This window comes from Limnobaculum xujianqingii (assembly GCF_013394855.1).
GTDB lineage: Bacteria > Pseudomonadota > Gammaproteobacteria > Enterobacterales > Enterobacteriaceae > Limnobaculum > Limnobaculum xujianqingii.
Window position 1 is genome coordinate 538,876 of sequence record NZ_JABMLK010000002.1, and the last position, 21,965, is coordinate 560,840.

A 21,965-nucleotide genomic window follows, 5' to 3' on the forward strand; every position below is an offset into this window, starting at 1 on the left:
TTATCTCGCCATAACATAGTAGTGCTTTAGCTGGATAACCGTTAAGCTAGGCCGTTATTTTTTCTCGTTAGGAACAATTTGTTGGTAATGCATGAACCCCATCATCATTGAGAGGCTACAGCGAAAGCTGGGTTATACGTTTCAACAGCAATCGCTTTTACAGCAAGCTCTGACACATCGAAGTGCCAGCAGTAAACATAATGAACGTCTGGAGTTTTTGGGCGATTCTATCCTGAGTTTTGTTATTGCTGATGCACTATATCAGCGCTTTCCTCGTGTTGATGAAGGCGACATGAGCCGTATGCGTGCGACATTGGTTCGAGGCAATACGCTGGCTGAAATGGGACGAGAGTTCGATTTAGGCGAATGCTTGCGTCTGGGGCCGGGCGAACTGAAAAGCGGTGGTTTTCGCCGTGAATCTATTTTAGCTGATACGGTAGAAGCGTTAATCGGTGCAGTTTATCTTGATAGCGATATTCATCGGGTTCAGCAATTAATTCTGGCCTGGTATCAAACCCGCTTAGATGAGATCAGCCCGGGTGATAAACAAAAAGATCCTAAAACACGTCTGCAAGAGTTCTTGCAGGGGCGTCATTTACCGCTACCAAGCTATTTAGTGACGCAAGTGAAGGGCGAAGCCCACGATCAGGAATTTACCATTCACTGCCAGGTGAGCGGTATTGATGATGCAATTATCGGCATTGGTTCCAGTCGTCGTAAGGCAGAGCAGGCTGCGGCAGAGCAGGCGCTTAAACATTTAGGCTTAGAATAGCCGATACAATGCGCTCATGTTAATAAGGTGAGCGCATTAGTTAAATTTCTTTGCTGGTGTTTTATCAAAGGATTGATAATCAATGAGCATACTACTCCCATTTGTTTATTTTCTTGCCCCTGTTTGTTTTATCGCCGGTAGTGCAATTCTGGCGATCGCCATTGTTCGAGCACGAAAAATTATTTCACCTAAAACTCGCTATGTTTTTGAGGTTGCGCCTGAACCGGGAGAAGAGATCGAACTTTCAGAACCGGGACGTTATGTGATCTCGGTGGTTATACCTCCGCTAAAGTTTATTGTCGGCGTGGCTCATTTTTCCGCTAAATTCTCCATTAAAGAACGCAGTTCTGCACAAAGTATCGAATACACTCCCTTTGGCCGTTTTAATCTGTTTACCGTACGGCGTACAGATATGCGTGGCAATAAATCACTTCCTTTAGGATATTTCCAATGTGACAGACCTGGAAAATATCAGGTCACCTGCACCACGCCGGAAAAAATACGTCCTGAATTTAAATTAGAAGTCGCCCCTTACACCCGCCCAATTGTACTTGGTGCACTGATTCCCATCATCATTATCGGCAGCGGCTTAACGTTGGTTGGGCTTATTGCCACAGTAGCGGCCAGCCTTGGACGACTGTAGTTAATAAAACAGTAACGAGCCCTTAACCTTAAGTCTTTTGTCCATTAAGTTAAGCATCCGAATGTTGCCTCAGCTAATAAAAAAGTAGCACGACCAACATGGATGTTGGTCGAGGCGCAGCGACGTAGGGAGCGGCTCTGCGCCGGTGCGTAAGCTTTTTTATTGGCTGAGGTTGCCGCCGCAGAGCGGCGGTCAACAGTCGGCTGCGCGGGCGTGGGGAGTGCAGAGGGGCATTCGCCTCAATGCCTCTCTGCTCGACGCTTACACAAATGCTAAGATAGTCGCTGTATCTAAAGCGGCGAAATGTTCACGATACTGTTCGTAAATAAAACACACTAAATAACTGCGCCTAATAGTAGATCACCGAATGGAACTCAATCCGGTTTGAGCGATCTGATCAATCGCCAAAAAGAACATATCGCCAACCGGACTGAGTTATGCCGATCATAGCACCGATACCCAGAAATGAACGACGTCAGATGGAAAAAATTGTCCATAAAACAACAGACAAAAACCATTCCAGACGTCTCATGGCCATGCTGATGTTACATCGTGGTGAATCACTCAGTTATGTCGCTAAAAACCTGTGTGCAGCACGTTCCTCCGTCGGTCGCTGGATTCACTGGTTCACACTATTTGGCATCGAAGGCCTGAAAAGTCTTCCGCCCGGACGCCCAAAAAAGTGGCCTGTTGAGGCGATGATGCGCATGCTCAATTTACTTGTTGAGCGCTCTGCACAGGACTTCGGATATCTGCGGTCACGGTGGAGTACTGAGATGCTAACGATTGAAATTAATAAACTATTTAATTCAACTTTGCATCCAGGAACGATCCGTCGCTGGCTACCTGAAGGTGGGATTGTCTGGCGCAGGGCAGCTCCGACATTACATATTCGCGATCCCCTCAAAGATGAAAAACTGGCAGCGATTAATGAAGCATTAGAAAAAAACTGCGCTGACCATCCCGTCTTTTACGAGGATGAGGTGGATATCGATTTGAATCCCAAAATAGGCGCTGACTGGCAGAAAAAAGGACAGCAAAAACGAATCCCTACGCCGGGAAAAAATGAAAAGCATTACCTTGCCGGAGTACTTCATGCGGGAACGGGCAGAGTGGACTACGTCAGCGGGACAAGTAAGAACTCAGGTCTATTTATCAATATGTTACGAAAGTTGAAAAGTACATATCGCAGTGCAAAAACAATTACGCTAATCGTTGATAATTACATCATTCACAAGAGCAAAAAAACGTTGAAATGGTTGGAGGATAATCCGAAATTTACTGTTATTTATCAGCCAATTTACTCTCCGTGGGTAAACAAAATAGAACTCTTATGGTTGGCCTTGCACGAGACCATCACGCGCAATCATCACTGCAGAACAATGTGGCAATTATTGAATAATGTCAGACAATTTATGAAAGCCGCTTCACCTTTCCCGGGCAACAAACATGGGCTAACGAAAGTGGAGCGGTATTAGGCGCAGTTATTTAGACTAATTATTACTCTTCGTTCATCCCAGCATCTGATATCAAACCCCCCCAATCAATGCTAATATTACCCACATTCACAACGAAAACCGCTGAGCAAAGATCAACCACGCTCACGTCTGCTTATTAGCAAATACATTAGAATCAACTCATAAAAATTAATTGATTGATTTTAATGAATAAATAATTCGTTATATTTAGGATTGGAATGACAACAGATAAACAATTAACCGATACCGATAAGCAATACTGTGGCTTTATCGCTATCGTGGGTCGCCCTAACGTTGGTAAATCAACATTGCTAAATCAACTGTTGGGTCAGAAGGTATCAATTACTTCACGTAAAGCGCAGACCACTCGCCATCGTATTATGGGCATTCACACCGAAGGGCCTTATCAGGCTATTTATGTGGATACCCCGGGATTACATATTGAAGAAAAACGCGCCATCAACCGTCTGATGAACCGGGCTGCCAGCAGCTCAATTGGTGATGTTGAGCTGGTGATCTTTGTGGTGGAAGGTACCCACTGGACGCCAGATGATGAGATGGTGGTGAATAAGCTGCGTAGCTTAAAATGTCCGGTTATTCTGGCTATCAACAAAGTGGATAACGTTACGGATAAAGAAGCGCTGCTGCCGCATATGGCTTTCTTAAGCCAGCAGATGAACTTCATGGATATTGTTCCTATCTCTGCCGAGAAGAACATGAACCTTGATACTATTGCCAGTATCGTGCGTAAACTGCTACCGGAAGCAGAGCATCACTTCCCGGAAGATTACATTACCGACCGTTCCCAGCGCTTTATGGCTTCTGAAATTATTCGTGAGAAGCTGATGCGTTTTCTGGGCGAAGAACTACCTTATTCAGTCACGGTAGAAATTGAGCGCTTTGTCACTAATGAGCGCGGTGGCTACGATATTAATGGTCTGATTCTGGTCGAACGTGAAGGCCAGAAAAAGATGGTTATTGGTAATAAAGGCCAAAAAATCAAAACCATCGGTATTGAAGCGCGTCACGATATGGAAGAGATGTTTGAAGCCAAAGTTCATCTGGAGCTTTGGGTGAAAGTGAAATCAGGCTGGGCGGATGATGAACGTGCATTACGCAGTCTGGGATATACCGACGATCTCTGAAGGTAAGCATGATTGACGGCTGGCAACGGGCTTTTGTTCTGCACGGACGACCTTACAGTGAAACCAGTTTACTACTGGACCTGTTTACAGAAAGTCACGGCAGAATAAAGTTGCTGGCGAAAGGCGCCCGCGGTCGTCGTTCTGCTTTAAAAGGCTGCCTGCAGCCTTTTACGCCTCTTTTAGTGCGCTGGGGGGGAAAAGGTGGAGTTAAAACGTTACGCGCCGCGGAAGCCGTTTCCCTCTCGTTACCGCTCTCTGGCCTGACACTGTACAGCGGACTTTACGTCAATGAAGTGCTGGACAGGGTATTGGAAGCCGAAACACCATACTCCTCGTTGTTTTTCGATTATTTAGAATGCATTCAATCCCTTGCTGGCGTTTCTGGCTCGCCTGAACGTATCTTGCGTCGTTTTGAACTCGCTCTGTTAGGCCATTTGGGATATGGCATTGATTTTCTGCACTGTGCTGGCAGCGGTGAGCCCGTTACCGAGCAGATGACTTACCGCTATCGGGCAGAAAAAGGATTTATTGCCAGTCTGGTAGTGGACCATTTCTCTTTTACCGGCCGTGATTTACAGGCTCTGGCTAACCGGGAGTTTCCTGATGTTGACACCCTTAAAGCCGCCAAGCGTTTTACCCGCATCGCACTAAAACCCTATTTAGGTGGAAAGCCGCTGAAAAGCCGCGAGCTGTTCCGACAATTTACCATTAAGAAACCTACCTCCGACTCAGTATTACCCGTTGACGACCAGTAATAGTTAAAGGTTTACACTCTGTTCATCAGTTAAAATTTTTGATTTCATTTTCTTTTTTGATTAAATCCGGTAAAAGAATGGAACAGATTTTTTAGTCCATTTCGAACATCGGGGCTATATCACACAGGATTGTGATTAAAAACGATTGGAAAATGAAAAATATCAGCCACTGACGTCGGAAAGGCATTCATTAACTTTTAAGGTGGAGTCATGTCGGATTTATTGTTAGGCGTTAATATCGACCATATCGCAACTTTACGTAATGCCCGTGGTACCCAGTATCCCGATCCGGTTCAGGCGGCCTTTATCGCTGAGCAGGCGGGAGCAGATGGCATTACGATTCACTTGCGGGAAGATCGTCGCCATATTACCGATCGGGATGTTAAGTTACTTAGCCAGACTATTCAGACGCGTATGAATCTGGAAATGGCAGTAACCGATGAGATGGTGGATATTGCCTGCGAAATAAAACCGGCATTCTGCTGTCTGGTTCCGGAAAAACGTCAGGAAGTGACCACCGAAGGTGGGTTAGATGTAGCGGGGCAAATCGATAAAATGACCGTGGCAGTCGGGCGTCTGGTAGAAGCGGGTATTTCTGTCTCCCTGTTTATTGATGCGGACCATCGCCAGATTGACGCATCCGTGGCCGTTGGTGCTACTTTTATCGAAATCCATACTGGCCGCTATGCTGATGCAGAAAACGAGCTGGAACGTGAAGCAGAACTGCTGCGCATCGCTCAGGCTGCTACTTATGCAGCCAGTAAAGGTTTGCATGTAAATGCCGGACACGGATTGACCTACCATAACGTTCAGGCAATCGCAGCGCTGCCTGAAATTTATGAACTGAATATTGGACACGCCATTATTGGCCAGGCGGTGATGTCCGGGTTACATGCAGCAGTGGCTGATATGAAGGCATTGATGCTGGCTGCGAGAAAGTAACTCTACTTTTATTCTATTTGAATGACATCGCCCCGCTATAAGCGGGGCGATAGGTACAGAATCACGAGATAGTTGATTTATTCCTTACTCTGTTTTAATAAAATCCACCGCCTCTCTTCTGACGTTTTCAAATTCATCCAACAGCTCCATCCATTCCGGCTCCAAATCTTCCGCTGACGTTCCGTTACGCAGTTGGCTTTCCAGATACTGGCAGAGTTGTTTCAGGCGCGGTACGCCACTGTAGCTACAACTTCCGTGCAGTTTATGGATGATATTAATGATGTCATCATCTTTATTGCCGTCCAATACAGCCTGAACTCGCTCTTCTACTTCAGACAGGAAATCGACCAATATTATTAGCAGGTCACGAGCTAAATCTTCTTTGTTTGCCGCCTGACGCAGGGCCAGCTCCCAGTCCAGAGATGTTGAGGCTACACTAACCGGTCTGGTTTCCACATGGCTTGCTGGAATGAGTGGTTCTTTAGTCTGAATGCTTAATGGAATGCGGCACTGAGCTTTCAGCACATTAAACAACATATCTTCGTTTATTGGCTTAGCCAGATAGTCGTCCATACCCGCATTCATCAGACGTTCCCGCTCGCCAATCGCGGCGTGGGCGGTGACAGCAACAATTGGCGTAGTGATATGGTTTGGTAACTTACGAATCAGTTCAGCGGCTTTAATACCGTCAATTTCCGGCATCTGGATATCCATCAGGATAATATCCAGATCGTGCTTTTTCGCCTGAGCGATGGCTTCTTCACCGCTATGACACAGAATCACGTTAGAAACCAGATCTTCCAGCAGTACGCCAATCAGTTTCAGGTTTGCCGGATTATCATCAACAGCCATCACGCTGAGTGGCAGGTGGTGGGTTTTCGTTGATACCTGTGGTTCAGGCGATGACTGCGCAGCCAGCAGCGCATTAAACAGTCGATTACGGGAAAGCGGTTTAAACAGGCAGGCCTGAGCTCCGGCCTGTTTCAGTGTTTCCGCGTCCATATGCGGCTGATTTGGAATCGCCAGAATCAGACGCTCAGACAGCGATAGCGCCTGCTTCATTACACCATTGGTGTATTTATCAATATCATCGGTAGCAATAGGCACACCGTGCAGAACGATATCGTATTGCTGATGTTTTTCCGGAATCTGATCGAAATTATCATAATGAATAACTTCTACTGGCTCAGACTGGAAGATATTTAACGTGGCCTGAGTTGCGGCCGGGTTAGCTTCGACATACAGAATTCGTTGACCTGACAGTTTGGTCAGGTGGCGGCCATCACCCAGAATAGAGCGATCGCTTAGTTCCAGATTAATGTGGAACCAGAAGGTTGAGCCTTTATGTAACTGGCTGTGGAAGCAGATATCACCACCCATTTCCTTAACCAGACGCTGAGTAATCACCAAACCTAAACCGGTACCGCCATGACGACGAGAAATACTGGCGTCAGCCTGACGGAAAGCCTGGAACAGCTGCGATTGCTGACGTTCAGAAATACCAATGCCGGTGTCATGAACCTGAATCTCAATATCGGCACTATTATCATGCAACATACGCAGTTCAATATTGATATCAATATTGCCCTGTTCGGTGAATTTGATGGCATTTCCCAGCAAGTTCATGATCACTTGTTGCAAGCGTAATGGATCGCCTACGATATTATCCGGCACATCATTGTTGATGTTCAGCGTCAGTTCCAGAGATTTCTCATGGGCGCTGTGAGCCAGCAGAATCGCGGTTTCATCTACCGTATCCCGCAGTGAGAATGGAATATGTTCTAACACCAGTTTACCGGCTTCTAACTTGGAGAAGTCGAGCACATCATTAATGATGTTCAGCAGGTTGTTAGCCGAGCGTTCAATGGTTTGCAGGTAATCAGTTTGCGTTGGTGTTAGTGATGTTTTGAGTGTTTGACGCGTGAAACCAATCACACCGTTAAGCGGCGTTCGAAGCTCATGGGACATGTTGGCCAGGAACTCAGATTTAATTCGGGCCGCTTCCTGAGCACGCTTTTTAGCCAGATCCAACTCTACGTTTTGAATCTCCATCTGTTCCAGCGTTTCCCGCAGGTCAGAGGTTGCCTGATCGATATTTTGCTGCATCTCTTCATGATAGGCGGCAAGAGACATGGCCATCGAGTTTATGCCGTTCTTTAGCATATCCAATTCGCCCAGCATATAGCCTTCGACCCGACTATCAAGCTGGCCGCGGCGAATACGGTCTACGGTGTTAACCATGTTGCGAATCGGGCCAGTCACATCGCGCATCAGACGGTAGGCAAACAGCATGGCAATACATAAGCAGAGGCTAAGCAGCAGTGTCGCAACGAAAATTTCTTTATATTGTTGTAACCGAACAGTGCGTAAATCTAATTCAATAGCAATATAACCCAGAGTGCTGTGACCGGGTTCCAGGCTGACATCCATATCCGGCAGTTGATTTTCCGAAACAATCGGGGTTCTGAGGGTCAGTGAGTCCCCTTTGGTGGTAACAGTTAAATCATCCGGAATTGTCGCCCCCTTGGGCAGCTGTAATAAGGTATAATTCTGATGGAAGTTAGAAGTCACTAATAAGTGATTTTGAGTGTCAAAAACAGCAATAGAACGCACGATATTTGAATGGCGTCGGTGTAACATACTGACCAATTGACGAACGCCTTCGCGGTTGCTGAACGTCATGCCATATTCACTGGCAATGGCGAGAGGTTCGATGATGCTGGAGCCGGAATCAACCAGTTGATCCTGTAGCTCGTTATAGCGGTGAACCACGAAAAAGGTACTGATCAGAAGCCCGATTAATAGGGTTGGGGCAAGGATCAGTATCATCATGCGTGCCCGAAGGCTGTATTTGGTCATAAGGTTCCAATATGGGACGACAATATGTGACAATTAGCGACTTAGTGACGTACCCGATTGTATAGATAGTAATAAACTACGGAAATCTTTATTCAGATATTATGGCGCAATTTTACTCGCCCGGCCGCCGTAAGGCGACACCACAAACCATCAATGTTATTCCCCATGAACTTGATACTCAAGGGCAGGGGGTTGCTCGTGATAACGGAAAAACTATTTTTATTTCTGGTGCGCTTCCTCAGGAGCAGGTTGAAGCGCAGATTTACGAGAATAAACGAAATTATTCTAAAGCCAAAGCGATCCGTATCTTATCGCCGAGCCCGCAGCGAATGACACCGCCTTGCTCACATTATGGTATTTGCGGAGGGTGCAATCAGCAACATGTTTCCACAGATTTGCAGCATAGTAGCAAATCTAAAGCGCTCAGCCAGCTGTTTAAGCGAGAAACTGGGCTGGATCCTACTCAGGGGACGGTAATTTTTGCTCAGGGATATCATTATCGACGCCGTGCTCGTCTGGGGTTGCAATATCAGGTGAAACAACAGCGTTTGCAAATGGGATTTCGTCAAAAAGCTTCTAACGATTTGGTCGAGATGACCGAATGCCCGATTTTAGTTCCTGAGCTGGAGCAGTTGCTGGTTCCTTTAAAAGATTGCCTTAGCGCGCTCTCGGTAGTGAAGAAGCTGGGACATGCCGAGTTGGTGATGGCGGATAATGGACCTTTGCTGGTACTGCGCCATTTAGCGCCACTCTCAGGCATTGATTGCCAGCGTCTGCTACAGTTTGCTGAACATCATCAAATAGCCATCTATCTGGCGGGAGAAAGTGATTCACTGACACAATTGGTTGGTGAAGATCCTTACTATCAGGTGGATGGTTTAACCCTTGGCTTTAATCCGCGGGATTTTATTCAGGTTAATGCTGGTGTTAATCAGTTAATGGTTGAGCAGGCGCTCACCTGGCTGGAACTACAGCCGACTGACAGAGTTCTGGACCTGTTTTGCGGTATGGGAAACTTTACCCTACCCATAGCCAAACGCGCTTTACGGGTGACTGGTGTGGAAGGTGTGGAGGCCTTGGTAGCCAGAGGGCAACAGAATGCTCGCATAAATGGCTTATCAAACGTTGAGTTTTTGCACCACAATTTAGAACAGGACGTTAGTCAACAGCCGTGGGCGAGAGACGGTTTTGATAAAGTATTACTGGATCCGGCCCGGGCGGGTGCAGCAGAAGCCATGGCACAAATTGTTAGTTTAAACCCTGAACGCATTGTGTATGTGTCCTGCAATCCACCGACGCTGGTGGAAGACAGTAAAGTTCTGTTGTCAGGTGGATACCAATTAAACCAACTGCGTATGCTGGATATGTTTCCACAAACGGGGCATATTGAGTCAATGGCGTTATTTATTAAAAATTAAGTATCTTAGTAGTCAGTAATGAGGAAGCCTTATGGTTGCGGTAAGAAGTGCGCATTTAAATACAGCCGGAGAATTTGAGCTGGATAAATGGATCGGTAGTCTGGGTATTAGTAGCCCCGAATTATGCGAACGTTTGGCAGCGACCTGGCGGTATTGTGAGCAGCAGGTTCAGGGCAATCCGGATGCTTCCCTTCTGTTATGGCGAGGGTTGGAGGTAGTAGAAATTCTGGCTACCCTCAGCATGGATAATGAAAGCATGCGTGCTGCGCTGCTGTTTCCATTAGCTGATGCCAAAATTATTGATGAAGAAACAGTCAAAGAGCAGTTTGGTAGTGAGGTCGCCAATCTGGTACATGGTGTACTGGATATGGATGCCATTCGTCAGCTTAACGCGACGCACAATGGGTCTAATACCTCTATCCAGGTGGATAACGTTCGTCGTATGTTATTGGCAATGGTGGAAGATTTTCGCTGCGTGGTTATCAAGCTGGCAGAACGTATTGCCCATCTGCGTGAAGTTAAAGATGAAGCGGAAGAAGTCCGCGTTCTGGCAGCAAAAGAGTGTTTTAACATTTATGCTCCACTGGCTAACCGTTTAGGTATTGGTCAGTTAAAGTGGGAAATGGAAGATTTCTGTTTCCGCTATCTGCACCCGGCAGAATACAAACAGATTGCTAATTTATTGCATGAGCGCCGTATCGATCGTGAAGTGTATATTGATACTTTTGTGCAAACCCTGCGTGACTCGATGAAGGAGCAAGGTATTCAGGGGGAGATTTACGGCCGACCAAAGCATATTTACAGCATCTGGCGCAAAATGCAGAAAAAGGCACTGGCCTTTGAAGAACTGTATGATGTGCGAGCCGTGCGCATCGTAGTCGAACGTTTGCAGGATTGCTATGCGGCGCTGGGTATTGTGCATACTCATTTCCGTCATCTGCCCAGTGAGTTTGATGACTATGTGGCTAACCCAAAACCTAACGGCTATCAGTCGATCCATACTGTGGTGTTTGGTCCCAAAGGACATGCGGTAGAGATTCAAATTCGTACCCGTCAGATGCATGAAGATGCGGAGCTGGGGGTTGCAGCCCACTGGAAATATAAAGAGGGCAGTACGGTTTCAGGCCGTTCCGGTTACGAAGAGCGTATTGCCTGGTTGCGTAAACTGATCGCCTGGCAGGAAGAGATGTCTGACAGCGGCGAAATGCTGGATGAAGTCAGAAGTCAGGTATTTGACGATCGGGTATATGTATTTACTCCAAAAGGCGACGTGATTGATTTGCCAACCGGTTCCACACCGTTGGATTTCGCTTATCACATTCACAGCGATGTGGGCCACCGCTGTATCGGTGCCAAAATTGGTGGGCGTATCGTTCCTTTCACCTATCAATTACAGATGGGCGATCAGATTGAAATTATCACCCAAAAACAACCTAACCCAAGTAGGGACTGGCTGAATCCGAATCTGGGGTTTGTTAACAGCAGCAGAGCACGAGCTAAAATTCAGGCATGGTTTAAGAAGCAGGATCGGGATAAGAATATTCTTGCCGGTCGCCAAATTTTAGATGATGAGCTGGAACGTTTGAGTATCAGCTTTAAAGATGCGGAAAAGCTGCTGGTACCTCGTTATAACGTGCACTCTTTTGATGAAGTGTTAGCGGGTATTGGCGGTGGTGATATTCGCCTCAACCAGCTGGTGAATTTCCTGCAAAGCAAATTTAACCAGCCAACGGCGGAAGAGGCAGATCGTGAAGCTCTGCGTCAACTGAATCAAAAAACGGCCAATGCTCAGCAGCGTAATGCGAAGAATAACAGCCAGATTGTGGTAGAAGGGGTTGGTAACCTGATGCACCATATCGCCCGTTGCTGCCAGCCAATTCCGGGCGATGATATTGTTGGCTTTATCACTCAGGGGCGTGGAATCTCGATTCACCGTTCCGATTGCGATCAGTTAAATGAACTGAAGAATCATGCGCCAGAGCGTTTGGTGGAGGCGGTATGGGGTGACTGTTACTCCAGTGGTTATTCGCTGGTAGTCAGAGTAGTTGCTAACGACCGCAGCGGTTTGCTGCGAGATATCACGACTATTCTGGCTAACGAAAAAGTAAATGTACTGAGCGTGTCCAGCCGCAGCGATGTGAAAAAGCAGATGGCCACCATTGATATGGAGATCGAACTGTATAATTTGCAGGTGTTGGATCGGGTACTGTCGCGGATTAATCAGTTGCCGGATATTATTGAGGCTAAGAGGTTGGGGGTTAAGTAACCTTTTTGTTGAGGTTGTTTGATTGGCTGTTGTGGATATTCCGGCCGTAATTATAAAGTGCTTATATTGCCTTTGTGCTCGGCCGGAAAACAATTTTTACTCAGCTGTGGAGTGCGACGGGCCTGGATTCCCTAGGGGCGCTCCGGCAGCTAAAGCTGCTACGACCCCAACGGCAATCCCTCCCGTCGTTTAGCTCGATTAGTATCATTATTTTGCTCAGTTTTGTGTTTTAAAATAGCCAATTGTCGGGAGGGACTCCCGTGGGGGTCGACTTGGCGTAAGCCAACGAAGTGCCCGTAGGGAGGCCAGGCCCGACATACACTGAAGCCAAGTATTGGTGGTCTTCCGGTCGAGCTCTAAGCCAATATAAGCATATTAGATTTTACGACCGGAATGTCCATTGATGCTGATTTATTAGGTTTGTTAGCAGTCTCAAAAGATCAATTAAAGCCCCTTTATACATTTATAATTTTGAATGTATTTTCACTAATCAGAAGATAAATAATGGATCAGATTACTCCGATTCAGCGGTTGCTGAATATTATGAACCGGTTACGTGACCCGGAAAATGGATGCCCTTGGGATAAGCAGCAGACGTTTGAGACCATTGCGCCTTATACGCTGGAAGAAACTTATGAAGTGTTGGATGCTATCCGACGTTCAGACTTTGGCGATTTGCGTGATGAACTGGGGGATTTGCTGTTTCAGGTGGTGTTTTATGCGCGTATGGCGGATGAGCAAAACCGGTTTAATTTTGATGATATCTGTAACAGTATCAGCGATAAGCTGGAGCGTCGCCATCCCCATGTTTTTGATACTCAAACTCAACACGATAGTCAGGAAGTGATTGCCGGTTGGGAGAAGCGCAAAGGTGAGGAACGGGCTCAGAAAGCGCAGTTTTCCGTGTTGGATGATATTCCGGAAGTGTTGCCTGCATTAATGCGAGCCCATAAAATTCAGAAGCGCTGCGCTTCAGTGGGATTTGACTGGACAACCTTAGGCCCGGTGTTGGATAAGGTGTACGAAGAGATCGATGAAGTGATGCATGAGGCTAAGCAAGTTGTCATCGACCAGTCTAAACTGGAAGAGGAGTTGGGTGATTTATTTTTCGCCACCGTTAACTTGAGTCGTCATCTGGGGCATAAAGCAGAAAGTGCCCTGCAGGCCGCAAATCGTAAGTTTGAACGTCGTTTCCGTCAGGTAGAACAATTGGTTGCTCAATCAGGAAAATCGATGGAGCAAGCATCGCTGGATGAAATGGAAGCAGCATGGCAACAGGTAAAAATCCTGGAAAATCAGACAGAAAAATAGATTAATTTTCACTATCTGATTTCAGCGTTTGTTGTGTGGGAAAGGGTCTGGTATACTACTTTCCCGTCCTAGTACCTCCATTTTAGTCTTTTAAACCTAACCTTCAGGTTCAGCATGACAACTAATTATATATTTGTGACAGGCGGGGTTGTATCCTCACTCGGTAAAGGTATTGCAGCAGCCTCTCTGGCCGCTATTCTTGAAGCTCGTGGCTTAAATGTCACTATGATGAAGCTGGATCCATACATTAACCTCGATCCAGGTACCATGAGCCCAATTCAACACGGTGAAGTATTTGTCACCGAAGACGGTGCAGAAACCGATCTGGATTTGGGTCATTACGAACGTTTTATTCGCACTAAAATGACCCGCCGTAATAACTTTACGACCGGTCGTATTTATTCCGATGTATTACGCAAAGAGCGTCGCGGTGACTATCTGGGAGCAACCGTTCAGGTTATTCCTCATATTACCAATGCGATTAAAGAACGCGTTATTGCTGGTGCAGAAGGCCATGATGTGGCTTTGGTTGAAGTTGGCGGCACCGTTGGTGATATTGAATCACTGCCGTTCTTAGAAGCCATTCGCCAGTTAGCGGTTGAAGTAGGTCGTGAGCACACACTGTTTATGCATTTGACACTGGTGCCATACATGGCGGCTTCAGGTGAAGTGAAAACTAAACCAACCCAGCACTCGGTAAAAGAATTACTCTCTATCGGTATTCAGCCAGACATTCTGGTATGTCGTTCCGATCGTGCAGTTCCTGCCAATGAGCGGGCCAAAATTGCCCTGTTCTGTAACGTGCCTGAGAAGGCGGTTATTTCTCTAAAAGATGTTGATTCTATTTATAAAATCCCTGCACTGTTGAAGTCGCAAGGGCTGGATGAATTCATCTGTAAACGCTTCCGTTTCGACCTTCCTGAAGCTAACTTAGCTGAGTGGGAACAGGTGATTTATGAAGAGTCAAATCCTACTCGCGAAGTCACTATTGGCATGGTCGGCAAGTACGTAGAATTGCCTGATGCATATAAATCTGTCATCGAAGCATTAAAGCATGGTGGACTGAAGAATCGATTCAGCGTTAATATAAAGCTAATCGACTCGCAGGATGTTGAGGTCAGAGGTGAAGAAGTTCTGTCTGGTCTTGATGCGATTCTGGTTCCCGGTGGTTTTGGCTACCGTGGTGTAGAAGGCAAAATCACTGCTGCCCGCTATGCCCGTGAAAACAAGATCCCTTATTTGGGTATCTGTTTAGGCATGCAGGTTGCGATGATGGAGTTTGCACGTAATGTTGTTGGTATGCCCGATGCTAACTCGACCGAATTTGTGCCAGACTGTAAGTACCCGGTTATCGCGTTGATCACTGAATGGCGTGATGAAGAGGGGAATGTTGAAGTTCGCACAGAAGAGAGCGATTTAGGCGGAACCATGCGTTTAGGCAGCCAGTTATGTCATTTAACTGAAGGCAGTCTGGTTCGTAAACTGTACGGTTCACCAACAATTACAGAACGCCATCGCCATCGCTATGAAGTGAACAATATGCTGCTGCCGCAGATTGAAGCAGCAGGGTTACTTGTAGCAGGGCGTTCTGCTGACCATAAGCTGGTGGAAATTATTGAACTGCCTGATCATCCATGGTTTGTTGCCAGTCAGTTCCACCCGGAGTTCACATCAACTCCGCGTGATGGCCACCCACTGTTTGCCGGTTTTGTGAAGGCTGCTGGTGAGTACCAGAAGCGTCAGGAAGACTAAGCGGTCAGTAATAGTATTAAAAGTATTCAGTAAACCCGGCCTGATTACCGGTGGTAAGCGCAGTATGTTCAGACATCGCGTTTCTTGATACATCAGGCCAGAGTGTGCGACGCAATGAGGTGTCGCGATCTACAGTTTGTAGTTTAATCAACTTGTACTGAGGAAAACCGAATGTCCAAAATCGTTAAAGTGCTCGGTCGTGAAATTATCGACTCTCGTGGCAATCCCACTGTTGAAGCTGAAGTTCATTTAGAAGGCGGTTTTGTAGGTCTGGCTGCTGCGCCATCAGGTGCTTCTACTGGTTCTCGTGAAGCTCTGGAACTGCGTGACGGCGATAAAGCTCGTTATATGGGTAAAGGTGTACTGAAAGCTGTTGCAGCGGTAAACGGCCCAATTGCACAAGCTGTTATTGGTAAAGATGCAAAAGATCAGGCTAACATCGATAAGATCATGATCGACTTAGATGGCACTGAGAACAAATCTAAATTCGGTGCTAACGCGATTCTGGCGGTTTCTTTAGCAGCAGCTAAAGCAGCAGCAGCATCAAAAGGCATGCCTTTATTTGAGCACATTGCTGAACTGAACGGCACCCCAGGCAAATTCTCTATGCCATTACCAATGATGAACATCATCAATGGTGGTGAGCACGCTGATAACAACGTTGATATTCAAGAGTTTATGATTCAGCCAATCGGCGCGAAAACTCTGAAAGAAGCGGTACGTATCGGTTCTGAAGTATTCCACAACCTGGCAAAAGTGCTGAAATCTAAAGGCATGAGCACTGCGGTAGGTGACGAAGGTGGTTATGCACCTAACCTGGAGTCTAACGCTGCTGCACTGGCTGCTATCAAAGAAGCAGTAGAACAAGCAGGTTATGTACTGGGTAAAGATGTGACTTTAGCGATGGACTGTGCAGCTTCTGAGTTCTACAACAAAGAAACTGGCAACTATGAGCTGAAAGGCGAAGGCAAAACCTTCACTTCTCAAGAGTTCACTCACTATCTGGAAGAGCTGACCAAGCAATACCCAATCGTTTCCATCGAAGATGGTTTAGACGAATCAGACTGGGATGGCTTTGCTTACCAGACTAAAGTAATGGGTGACAAAATCCAACTGGTTGGTGACGATCTGTTCGTAACTAACACCAAGATCCTGAAAGAGGGTATCGAAAAAGGTATCGCTAACTCTATCCTGATCAAATTTAACCAAATCGGTTCTCTGACCGAAACTTTAGCTGCTATCAAAATGGCTAAAGATGCTGGTTACACGGCTGTTATCTCTCACCGTTCAGGTGAAACTGAAGATGCTACCATCGCTGATTTAGCGGTAGGTACAGCTGCTGGCCAAATCAAAACGGGTTCTATGAGCCGTTCTGACCGTGTTGCTAAGTACAACCAATTAATCCGTATTGAAGAAGCGCTGGGGGACCGTGCTCCATTCAACGGTTTAAAAGAAGTGAAAGGTCAGGGTTAATTTTTAATCCTCCTGTAGCTTAGTTAAATCCCGTATTGGTTGATATCAATACGGGATTTTTGTTTTTAGTTGTACTGTCTGAAAAATTTCCGAGAGAAAAATGTCATATCCCGTTAATGAGCTATTTCAAACCCTACAGGGTGAGGGTTTCTTCACCGGTGTTCCCGCTATTTTTATTCGTTTACAGGCTTGCCCGGTTGGCTGTAGCTGGTGTGATACCAAACACACATGGGAAAAGATTGCTAATCGTCAGCAACCAATAGATGACATTCTGGCGAAGACTCAGGAAAGTGACAGTTGGGGAGAAGCTAATGCTTCACAACTACTGACTATTTTGCATCAGCCGCAATATACGGCACGCCACATAGTCATTACCGGTGGTGAGCCTTGCCTCTATGATTTACTTCCTCTGACCAGTTTACTGGAGCAGCATGGTTTTCAGTGTCAGATTGAAACCAGCGGTACTCAACCGGTGACCTGCTCGGCAGATACCTGGGTGACGGTTTCCCCTAAAGTCGATATGCGCGGTGGATTGAATGTCATATCTCAGGCTTTGATAAGGGCTGATGAAATAAAACACCCGGTGGCCCGTGAACGGGACATTGAACAGTTAGATGAGCTGTTAGCCATGCTGTCAGATAATAAAAAGCGCGTGATAGCGTTACAGCCGATTAGTCAAAACCCGAGGGCGACCGAGCTTTGCATTAAGAGCTGTATTGAACGCAACTGGCGGTTGTCGATGCAGACGCATAAATATCTTGGAATAGAATGAGTTCAGGTTATCTGTTGGACTTATTAGATTTAGTGTAAGTTTCGGCCATAAATAGTGTGGTGAATTTCTGGGCTTTCGTGCCGGGCCGAGCAGGGGCATTATGGCGAATGCCCCTGCACCCCGCGCCTTTCGCACAGGAATCCAGGTCGCTTAGGCGACTGCCTTCCTCCTTCGCTCGGCCTTAACGCACCGGCACAGAGCCGCTCCCGGCGTCGCTGTGCCTCGACCAACATCCATGTTGGTCGTGCTGGCCTCTCTCAGTCGTCAGCTGAATTCAAGTGCTCATTTAGAAGGGCAAAGGACAGGGCTAAAAGAATAAAAATATCTATTCCCCTTTATACACACACCCGGCACTACACGTCTCTTTCACTCTAACCCCACTCAACAATGGAAGCTCTGGCTTTAACTGTTGCCAAATCCAGTGGGCTAAAACTTCGCTGGTAGGGTTCTCCAGTCCGGGGATATCGTTCAGGTAGTAGTGGTCTAAACGGTCCAGTATGGGCTTAAAAGCGGCTTTAATTTCAGAAAAGTCCATTACCCAGCCGGTAATCGGATTTACTTCACCGGTCACTTCGATTCTGACTGCAAAAGAGTGCCCATGCAGACGGGAGCATTTATGGCCTTCGGGAACATTTGGCAACCGATGTGCTGCTTCAAAAGTAAAATCTTTAAATAATGTGGTTACCATAATCGCCTCTGATAATAATTTCGGCGGTATATTACTAAAAAGCGGGCCAGGTTGCCACGGTGAGGTAATCTCAAAATGTATCTAATGCTGTTGAGTTCTTGATTGCGACAGGTCTTTATTTTTTGCCAGTATTAAATGAATTATTTTAATTATGACTGAGTTTTAATGCGTTCTATTTAATTTTGATATGCACTAATTTTTTAAATTTACCTTTCTATTTATATTGATTTTGAATGTTGTGTTTTTGTTATTAAAATAATTTATTGCATCTCTTTTTATAATTCCTATTTACAATGAATATCTCTTCTTATTTAACTTAATGAAACCGTTATTATTTATTTCTATAGATTGTAATCGTGTTTGGTAATTTATTTCTTTATGGATTTCAATACGGAAAACCCGCCTCGCGAGATAATCATGCCAGATCTTATAAGTCAATTGACCTGAGTCTCATCTTTTAACAATGATGCTCGCTGGATTTTATTTATATGATTCTAAATGATTATTTCTAATTAAATAAAATAACCTGAGATGTAAACATAAATGAACATCTGATTATTCGCTCCACTTCGATGTTCAGAATGTAATTCAACATAGATCTTGAATATAAAATTTGACTCCGATCACATTAATGGCTTTATTCAAGCTGCGAATTAAATTATATGCCTGATTAAACGATGAGTGTAATAAATATAACACTCGTAATAATAAGGTTACAGATAATGATTTTTATCAATCAGGTGCTGGTATTGCAAAAAGATATTTAAAAGTAAGAATGAAGGAGTCCGAAAAAGCCTGAATTAATAAAATCACAAATGAGGAAAGTATAATGTCATACCCAGCTGAACCTTATAAAATTAAAGTTGTTGAACCAATTGCAATGACTACTCGCGAGCAGCGAATCCAATATATTAAAGATGCAGGATATAATACATTTTTACTTCAATCCAAACAGACTTATATCGACCTGTTAACCGATAGCGGCACCACCGCCATGAGTGATAATCAGTGGGCCGGTATGATGTTAGGTGATGAAGCCTACTCAGGCAGTGCAAACTTCTATCATCTGCAAGAAGTCGTCAGCGAATATTATGGCTACAAGCATGTTGTACCCACCCACCAGGGCCGTGGTGCAGAAAACCTGCTCTCTTCTCTGTTAATTAAAGAGGGTGACTACGTACCGGGTAACATGTACTTCACCACTACCCGTGCTCACCAGGAGAGAAACGGCGCGACTTTTGTTGATATCATCATCGACGAAGCACACGATTCACAAAAAGAGCTGCCGTTTAAAGGCAACATCGATGTCTCTAAACTTGAAAAACTGATTAACGAAGTAGGTGCAGACCGCATCCCTTACGTTTGTCTGGCAGTTACCGTAAACCTGGCTGGTGGTCAGCCGGTGAGCATGGCTAACATGCGTGAAGTCAGCAAACTGTGCCGCAAAAACAAAATTCTGGTGATGTATGATGCGACACGCTGCGTTGAAAACGCCTATTTCATTAAAGATCGTGAGCCAGAGTATAAAGACGTCACTATTGCCGCCATCCTGAAAGAGATGATGAGCTACTCTGACGGTTGTACTATGAGCGGTAAAAAAGACTGTCTGGTAAACATCGGTGGCTTCTTATGTATGAACGATGACACCTTGTATCAGAAAGCCAGCGAACTGGTTGTTCTGTATGAAGGTATGCCTTCTTACGGCGGTCTGGCTGGTCGTGATATGGAAGCAATGGCGCGCGGTATTGTTGAGTCTGTTGACTATGCTTACATCCATCACCGCATTGCTCAGTGTCGTTATCTGGCAGACAAACTGGAAGCAGCTGGTGTACCAATTGTAAAACCAGTTGGTGGTCATGCGGTGTTCCTGGATGCAAAAGCCTTCCTGCCACACGTTCCTCAGGATCAGTTCCCGGCTCAGTCTTTAGCGGCTGAACTGTATATCGATTCCGGTGTTCGTAGTATGGAGCGCGGCATTATCTCTGCGGGACGTGATAAGAAAACCGGTAAGAACCATACGCCTAAGCTGGAACTGGTTCGTCTGACGATTCCTCGTCGTGTTTACACCTATGCGCACCTGGATGTTGTCGCCGATTCTGTGATTCATCTGTACAAAAACAGAGAGAAAATCAAAGGATTGGATATGGTATATGAGCCGAAGTTCCTGCGCTTCTTTACCGCAAGATTTGAGCCACTCAAATAAGGTTCTCATTAAGCAAAGTATAAATTAACCATCAAAGAGTCTTTCATTCTGCAGGATGAAAGACTCTAAAAGTCTGGATCAGTCACAGGTCATTAATATGTTTTTCCCACTTAGAATTTTAATTAAAGGAATCAATTATGACGGTCAGCGTAGAGGCTCAGGGGTCTGCTCAGGTTAAAAAGAAGTCGGTTATTGGTGGAGCTATGATCACCACGGCGACCGTCGTTGGCGCCGGAATGTTCTCTTTACCTGTAGCCATGTCCGGGGTTTGGTTTTCCTGGTCAATTGGTATCCTTGCTGTTACCTGTTTTATTATGATAATGGCTGGTTTCATGCTGCTGGAAGCCAACCTTAATTATCGTATTGGTGCCAGTTTCGACACATTAACAAAAGATCTATTAGGTCGATTCTGGAATATTGCAACCAACATTACTTTTGCTTTCGTTTTATATATTCTTGCCTACGCCTATATTTCAGGAAGTGCTGCGGTTATATCCCAAACCTTAACCCAGTATTTCACGATTGGAATTTCTTCCCGTATTACCGGTGTGATATTTACCATTGTTGTGGCATTTATTGTCTGGTGGAGTTCAACAGCAGTGGGGCGTATTACTACCATCTTGCTGTTGGGCAAATTTATTGCTTTCTTTATGACGTTCGCCAGCCTGCTGGGCTATGTGCAGGTTGATAATCTGATGGACGTTATGGCTCCACAAGGAACCAGTTATCTACCTTTCCTGTTAATGACACTGCCTTTCTGTATTGTTTCATTTGGCTTTCACGGCAACGTACCCAGCCTGGTAAAACACTATGGTAAAGACCCAAAACGTATTGTTTCCTGCATATTAATTGGAACGCTATTTGCGTTGTTCCTGTATGTCTTCTGGTTATATTGCACCATGGGGAATATCTCCCGGGCGGACTTTAAGCCAATTATTGCTCAGGGCGGAAACATTGACGTCTTTATCACAGCCATGGGGGCGATTCTTAACAGCGCATCAATGGATGTAATCCTGACATTCTTTGCCAACTTCGCGGTTGCCAGTTCTATGTTAGGTGCAACACTGGGCCTGTTCGATTACATTGCTGACCTGTGTAAGTTTAAGGATGACAATGGCGGCAGGGCGAAAACAGCACTGGTTACTTATATTCCTCCGGCGCTACTGTGCTCCATCTATCCAAATGGTTTTCTGTATGCCATTGGTTATGCTGGACTGGCGTTTGCGGTATGGGCAATCATCGTTCCCGGCCTGTTGGCGAAAGCCTCGCGCGAGAAATTTGGTAACCCAATGTTCCGCACCTGGGGTGGAACCCCGCTGGTGTATGTAGTGATTGTGTTTGGGGTGATCACTATGCTGGCGCATATATTGTCGACGTTTAATATATTGCCGACGTATAGTTAATTATTTTTATTGAGATAGAAGAGCCGCCCTAAGGGGCGGCTTTATTATTTAACGATACTGTTAAGAGTTAAGTTCAGGGGATATT

The 21,965-nt window shown here is 45.7% G+C and carries 16 protein-coding genes; 14 read left to right on the forward strand and 2 right to left on the reverse strand.

The features are described from left to right. Positions 1-91 precede the first annotated feature (91 nt). From rnc to pdxJ, 6 genes are all read left to right on the forward strand, one after another. Entirely contained in the window at positions 92-772 is a 681-nt protein-coding gene (gene rnc, locus GOL65_RS16240; RefSeq protein ID WP_140921395.1) for a ribonuclease III, read from the forward strand. An 82-nt stretch (positions 773-854) separates the two neighbouring features. Next, positions 855-1,415 (forward strand): hypothetical protein, encoded by a 561-nt coding sequence (locus GOL65_RS16245; protein WP_140921396.1) that lies wholly within the window; start codon positions 855-857, stop codon positions 1,413-1,415. 437 nt (positions 1,416-1,852) lie between these two features. Beyond that, positions 1,853-2,893, forward strand: a complete 1,041-nt coding sequence (locus tag GOL65_RS16250) for an IS630 family transposase (protein ID WP_140921537.1) — start codon at positions 1,853-1,855, stop codon at positions 2,891-2,893. Between the two features lie 218 nt (positions 2,894-3,111). Beyond that, positions 3,112-4,038: a GTPase Era gene (era, locus tag GOL65_RS16255; protein ID WP_140918399.1), complete on the forward strand. Its 927-nt coding sequence runs from the start codon at positions 3,112-3,114 to the stop codon at positions 4,036-4,038. An 11-nt stretch (positions 4,039-4,049) separates the two neighbouring features. Next, positions 4,050-4,793, forward strand: a complete 744-nt coding sequence (recO, locus tag GOL65_RS16260) for a DNA repair protein RecO (protein ID WP_140918440.1) — start codon at positions 4,050-4,052, stop codon at positions 4,791-4,793. Between the two features lie 210 nt (positions 4,794-5,003). After that, positions 5,004-5,735, forward strand: coding sequence for a pyridoxine 5'-phosphate synthase (gene pdxJ, locus GOL65_RS16265; RefSeq protein ID WP_140918398.1), 732 nt, complete (start codon positions 5,004-5,006; stop codon positions 5,733-5,735). An 84-nt stretch (positions 5,736-5,819) separates the two neighbouring features. On the opposite strand, the gene barA is transcribed toward pdxJ, so the two are convergent. Further along, entirely contained in the window at positions 5,820-8,594 is a 2,775-nt protein-coding gene (gene barA, locus GOL65_RS16270) for a two-component sensor histidine kinase BarA (RefSeq protein WP_140918397.1), read from the reverse strand. Positions 8,595-8,695: 101 nt separating this feature from the next. On the opposite strand from barA, the gene rlmD reads away from it, so the two are divergent. The 6 genes from rlmD (at position 8,696) to queE (ending at position 17,586) form a co-directional block, all read left to right on the forward strand. Then, the gene (gene rlmD / locus GOL65_RS16275) at positions 8,696-10,012 is read left to right on the forward strand and encodes a 23S rRNA (uracil(1939)-C(5))-methyltransferase RlmD (RefSeq protein ID WP_140918396.1); all 1,317 of its coding nucleotides are present in this window, start codon (positions 8,696-8,698) and stop codon (positions 10,010-10,012) included. 31 nt (positions 10,013-10,043) lie between these two features. Further along, positions 10,044-12,278 carry a GTP diphosphokinase gene (gene relA / locus GOL65_RS16280; RefSeq protein WP_140918395.1) on the forward strand — a complete coding sequence of 745 codons (2,235 nt, stop codon included), beginning with the start codon at positions 10,044-10,046 and terminating at the stop codon, positions 12,276-12,278. A gap of 504 nt (positions 12,279-12,782) precedes the next feature. Next, entirely contained in the window at positions 12,783-13,589 is an 807-nt protein-coding gene (gene mazG, locus GOL65_RS16285) for a nucleoside triphosphate pyrophosphohydrolase (RefSeq protein ID WP_140918394.1), read from the forward strand. A 114-nt stretch (positions 13,590-13,703) separates the two neighbouring features. Beyond that, entirely contained in the window at positions 13,704-15,341 is a 1,638-nt protein-coding gene (gene pyrG, locus GOL65_RS16290; protein WP_140918393.1) for a glutamine hydrolyzing CTP synthase, read from the forward strand. A gap of 171 nt (positions 15,342-15,512) precedes the next feature. Further along, complete coding sequence (gene eno / locus GOL65_RS16295) at positions 15,513-16,814, forward strand: phosphopyruvate hydratase (RefSeq protein WP_140918392.1); 1,302 nt, start codon at positions 15,513-15,515, stop codon at positions 16,812-16,814. Between the two features lie 100 nt (positions 16,815-16,914). Beyond that, positions 16,915-17,586 carry a 7-carboxy-7-deazaguanine synthase QueE gene (gene queE, locus GOL65_RS16300; protein ID WP_140918391.1) on the forward strand — a complete coding sequence of 224 codons (672 nt, stop codon included), beginning with the start codon at positions 16,915-16,917 and terminating at the stop codon, positions 17,584-17,586. 325 nt (positions 17,587-17,911) lie between these two features. On the opposite strand, the gene queD is transcribed toward queE, so the two are convergent. Next, positions 17,912-18,277, reverse strand: coding sequence for a 6-carboxytetrahydropterin synthase QueD (gene queD, locus GOL65_RS16305; RefSeq protein WP_179038548.1), 366 nt, complete (start codon positions 18,275-18,277; stop codon positions 17,912-17,914). An 826-nt stretch (positions 18,278-19,103) separates the two neighbouring features. Here queD and GOL65_RS16310 point away from each other — a divergent pair. Further along, a complete protein-coding gene (locus GOL65_RS16310; RefSeq protein WP_130592044.1) occupies positions 19,104-20,477 on the forward strand; it encodes a tyrosine phenol-lyase in 1,374 nt (457 codons plus the stop codon). Between the two features lie 137 nt (positions 20,478-20,614). Continuing rightward, positions 20,615-21,880, forward strand: a complete 1,266-nt coding sequence (mtr, locus tag GOL65_RS16315) for a tryptophan permease (RefSeq protein ID WP_140918389.1) — start codon at positions 20,615-20,617, stop codon at positions 21,878-21,880. Positions 21,881-21,965: the final 85 nt, after the last annotated feature.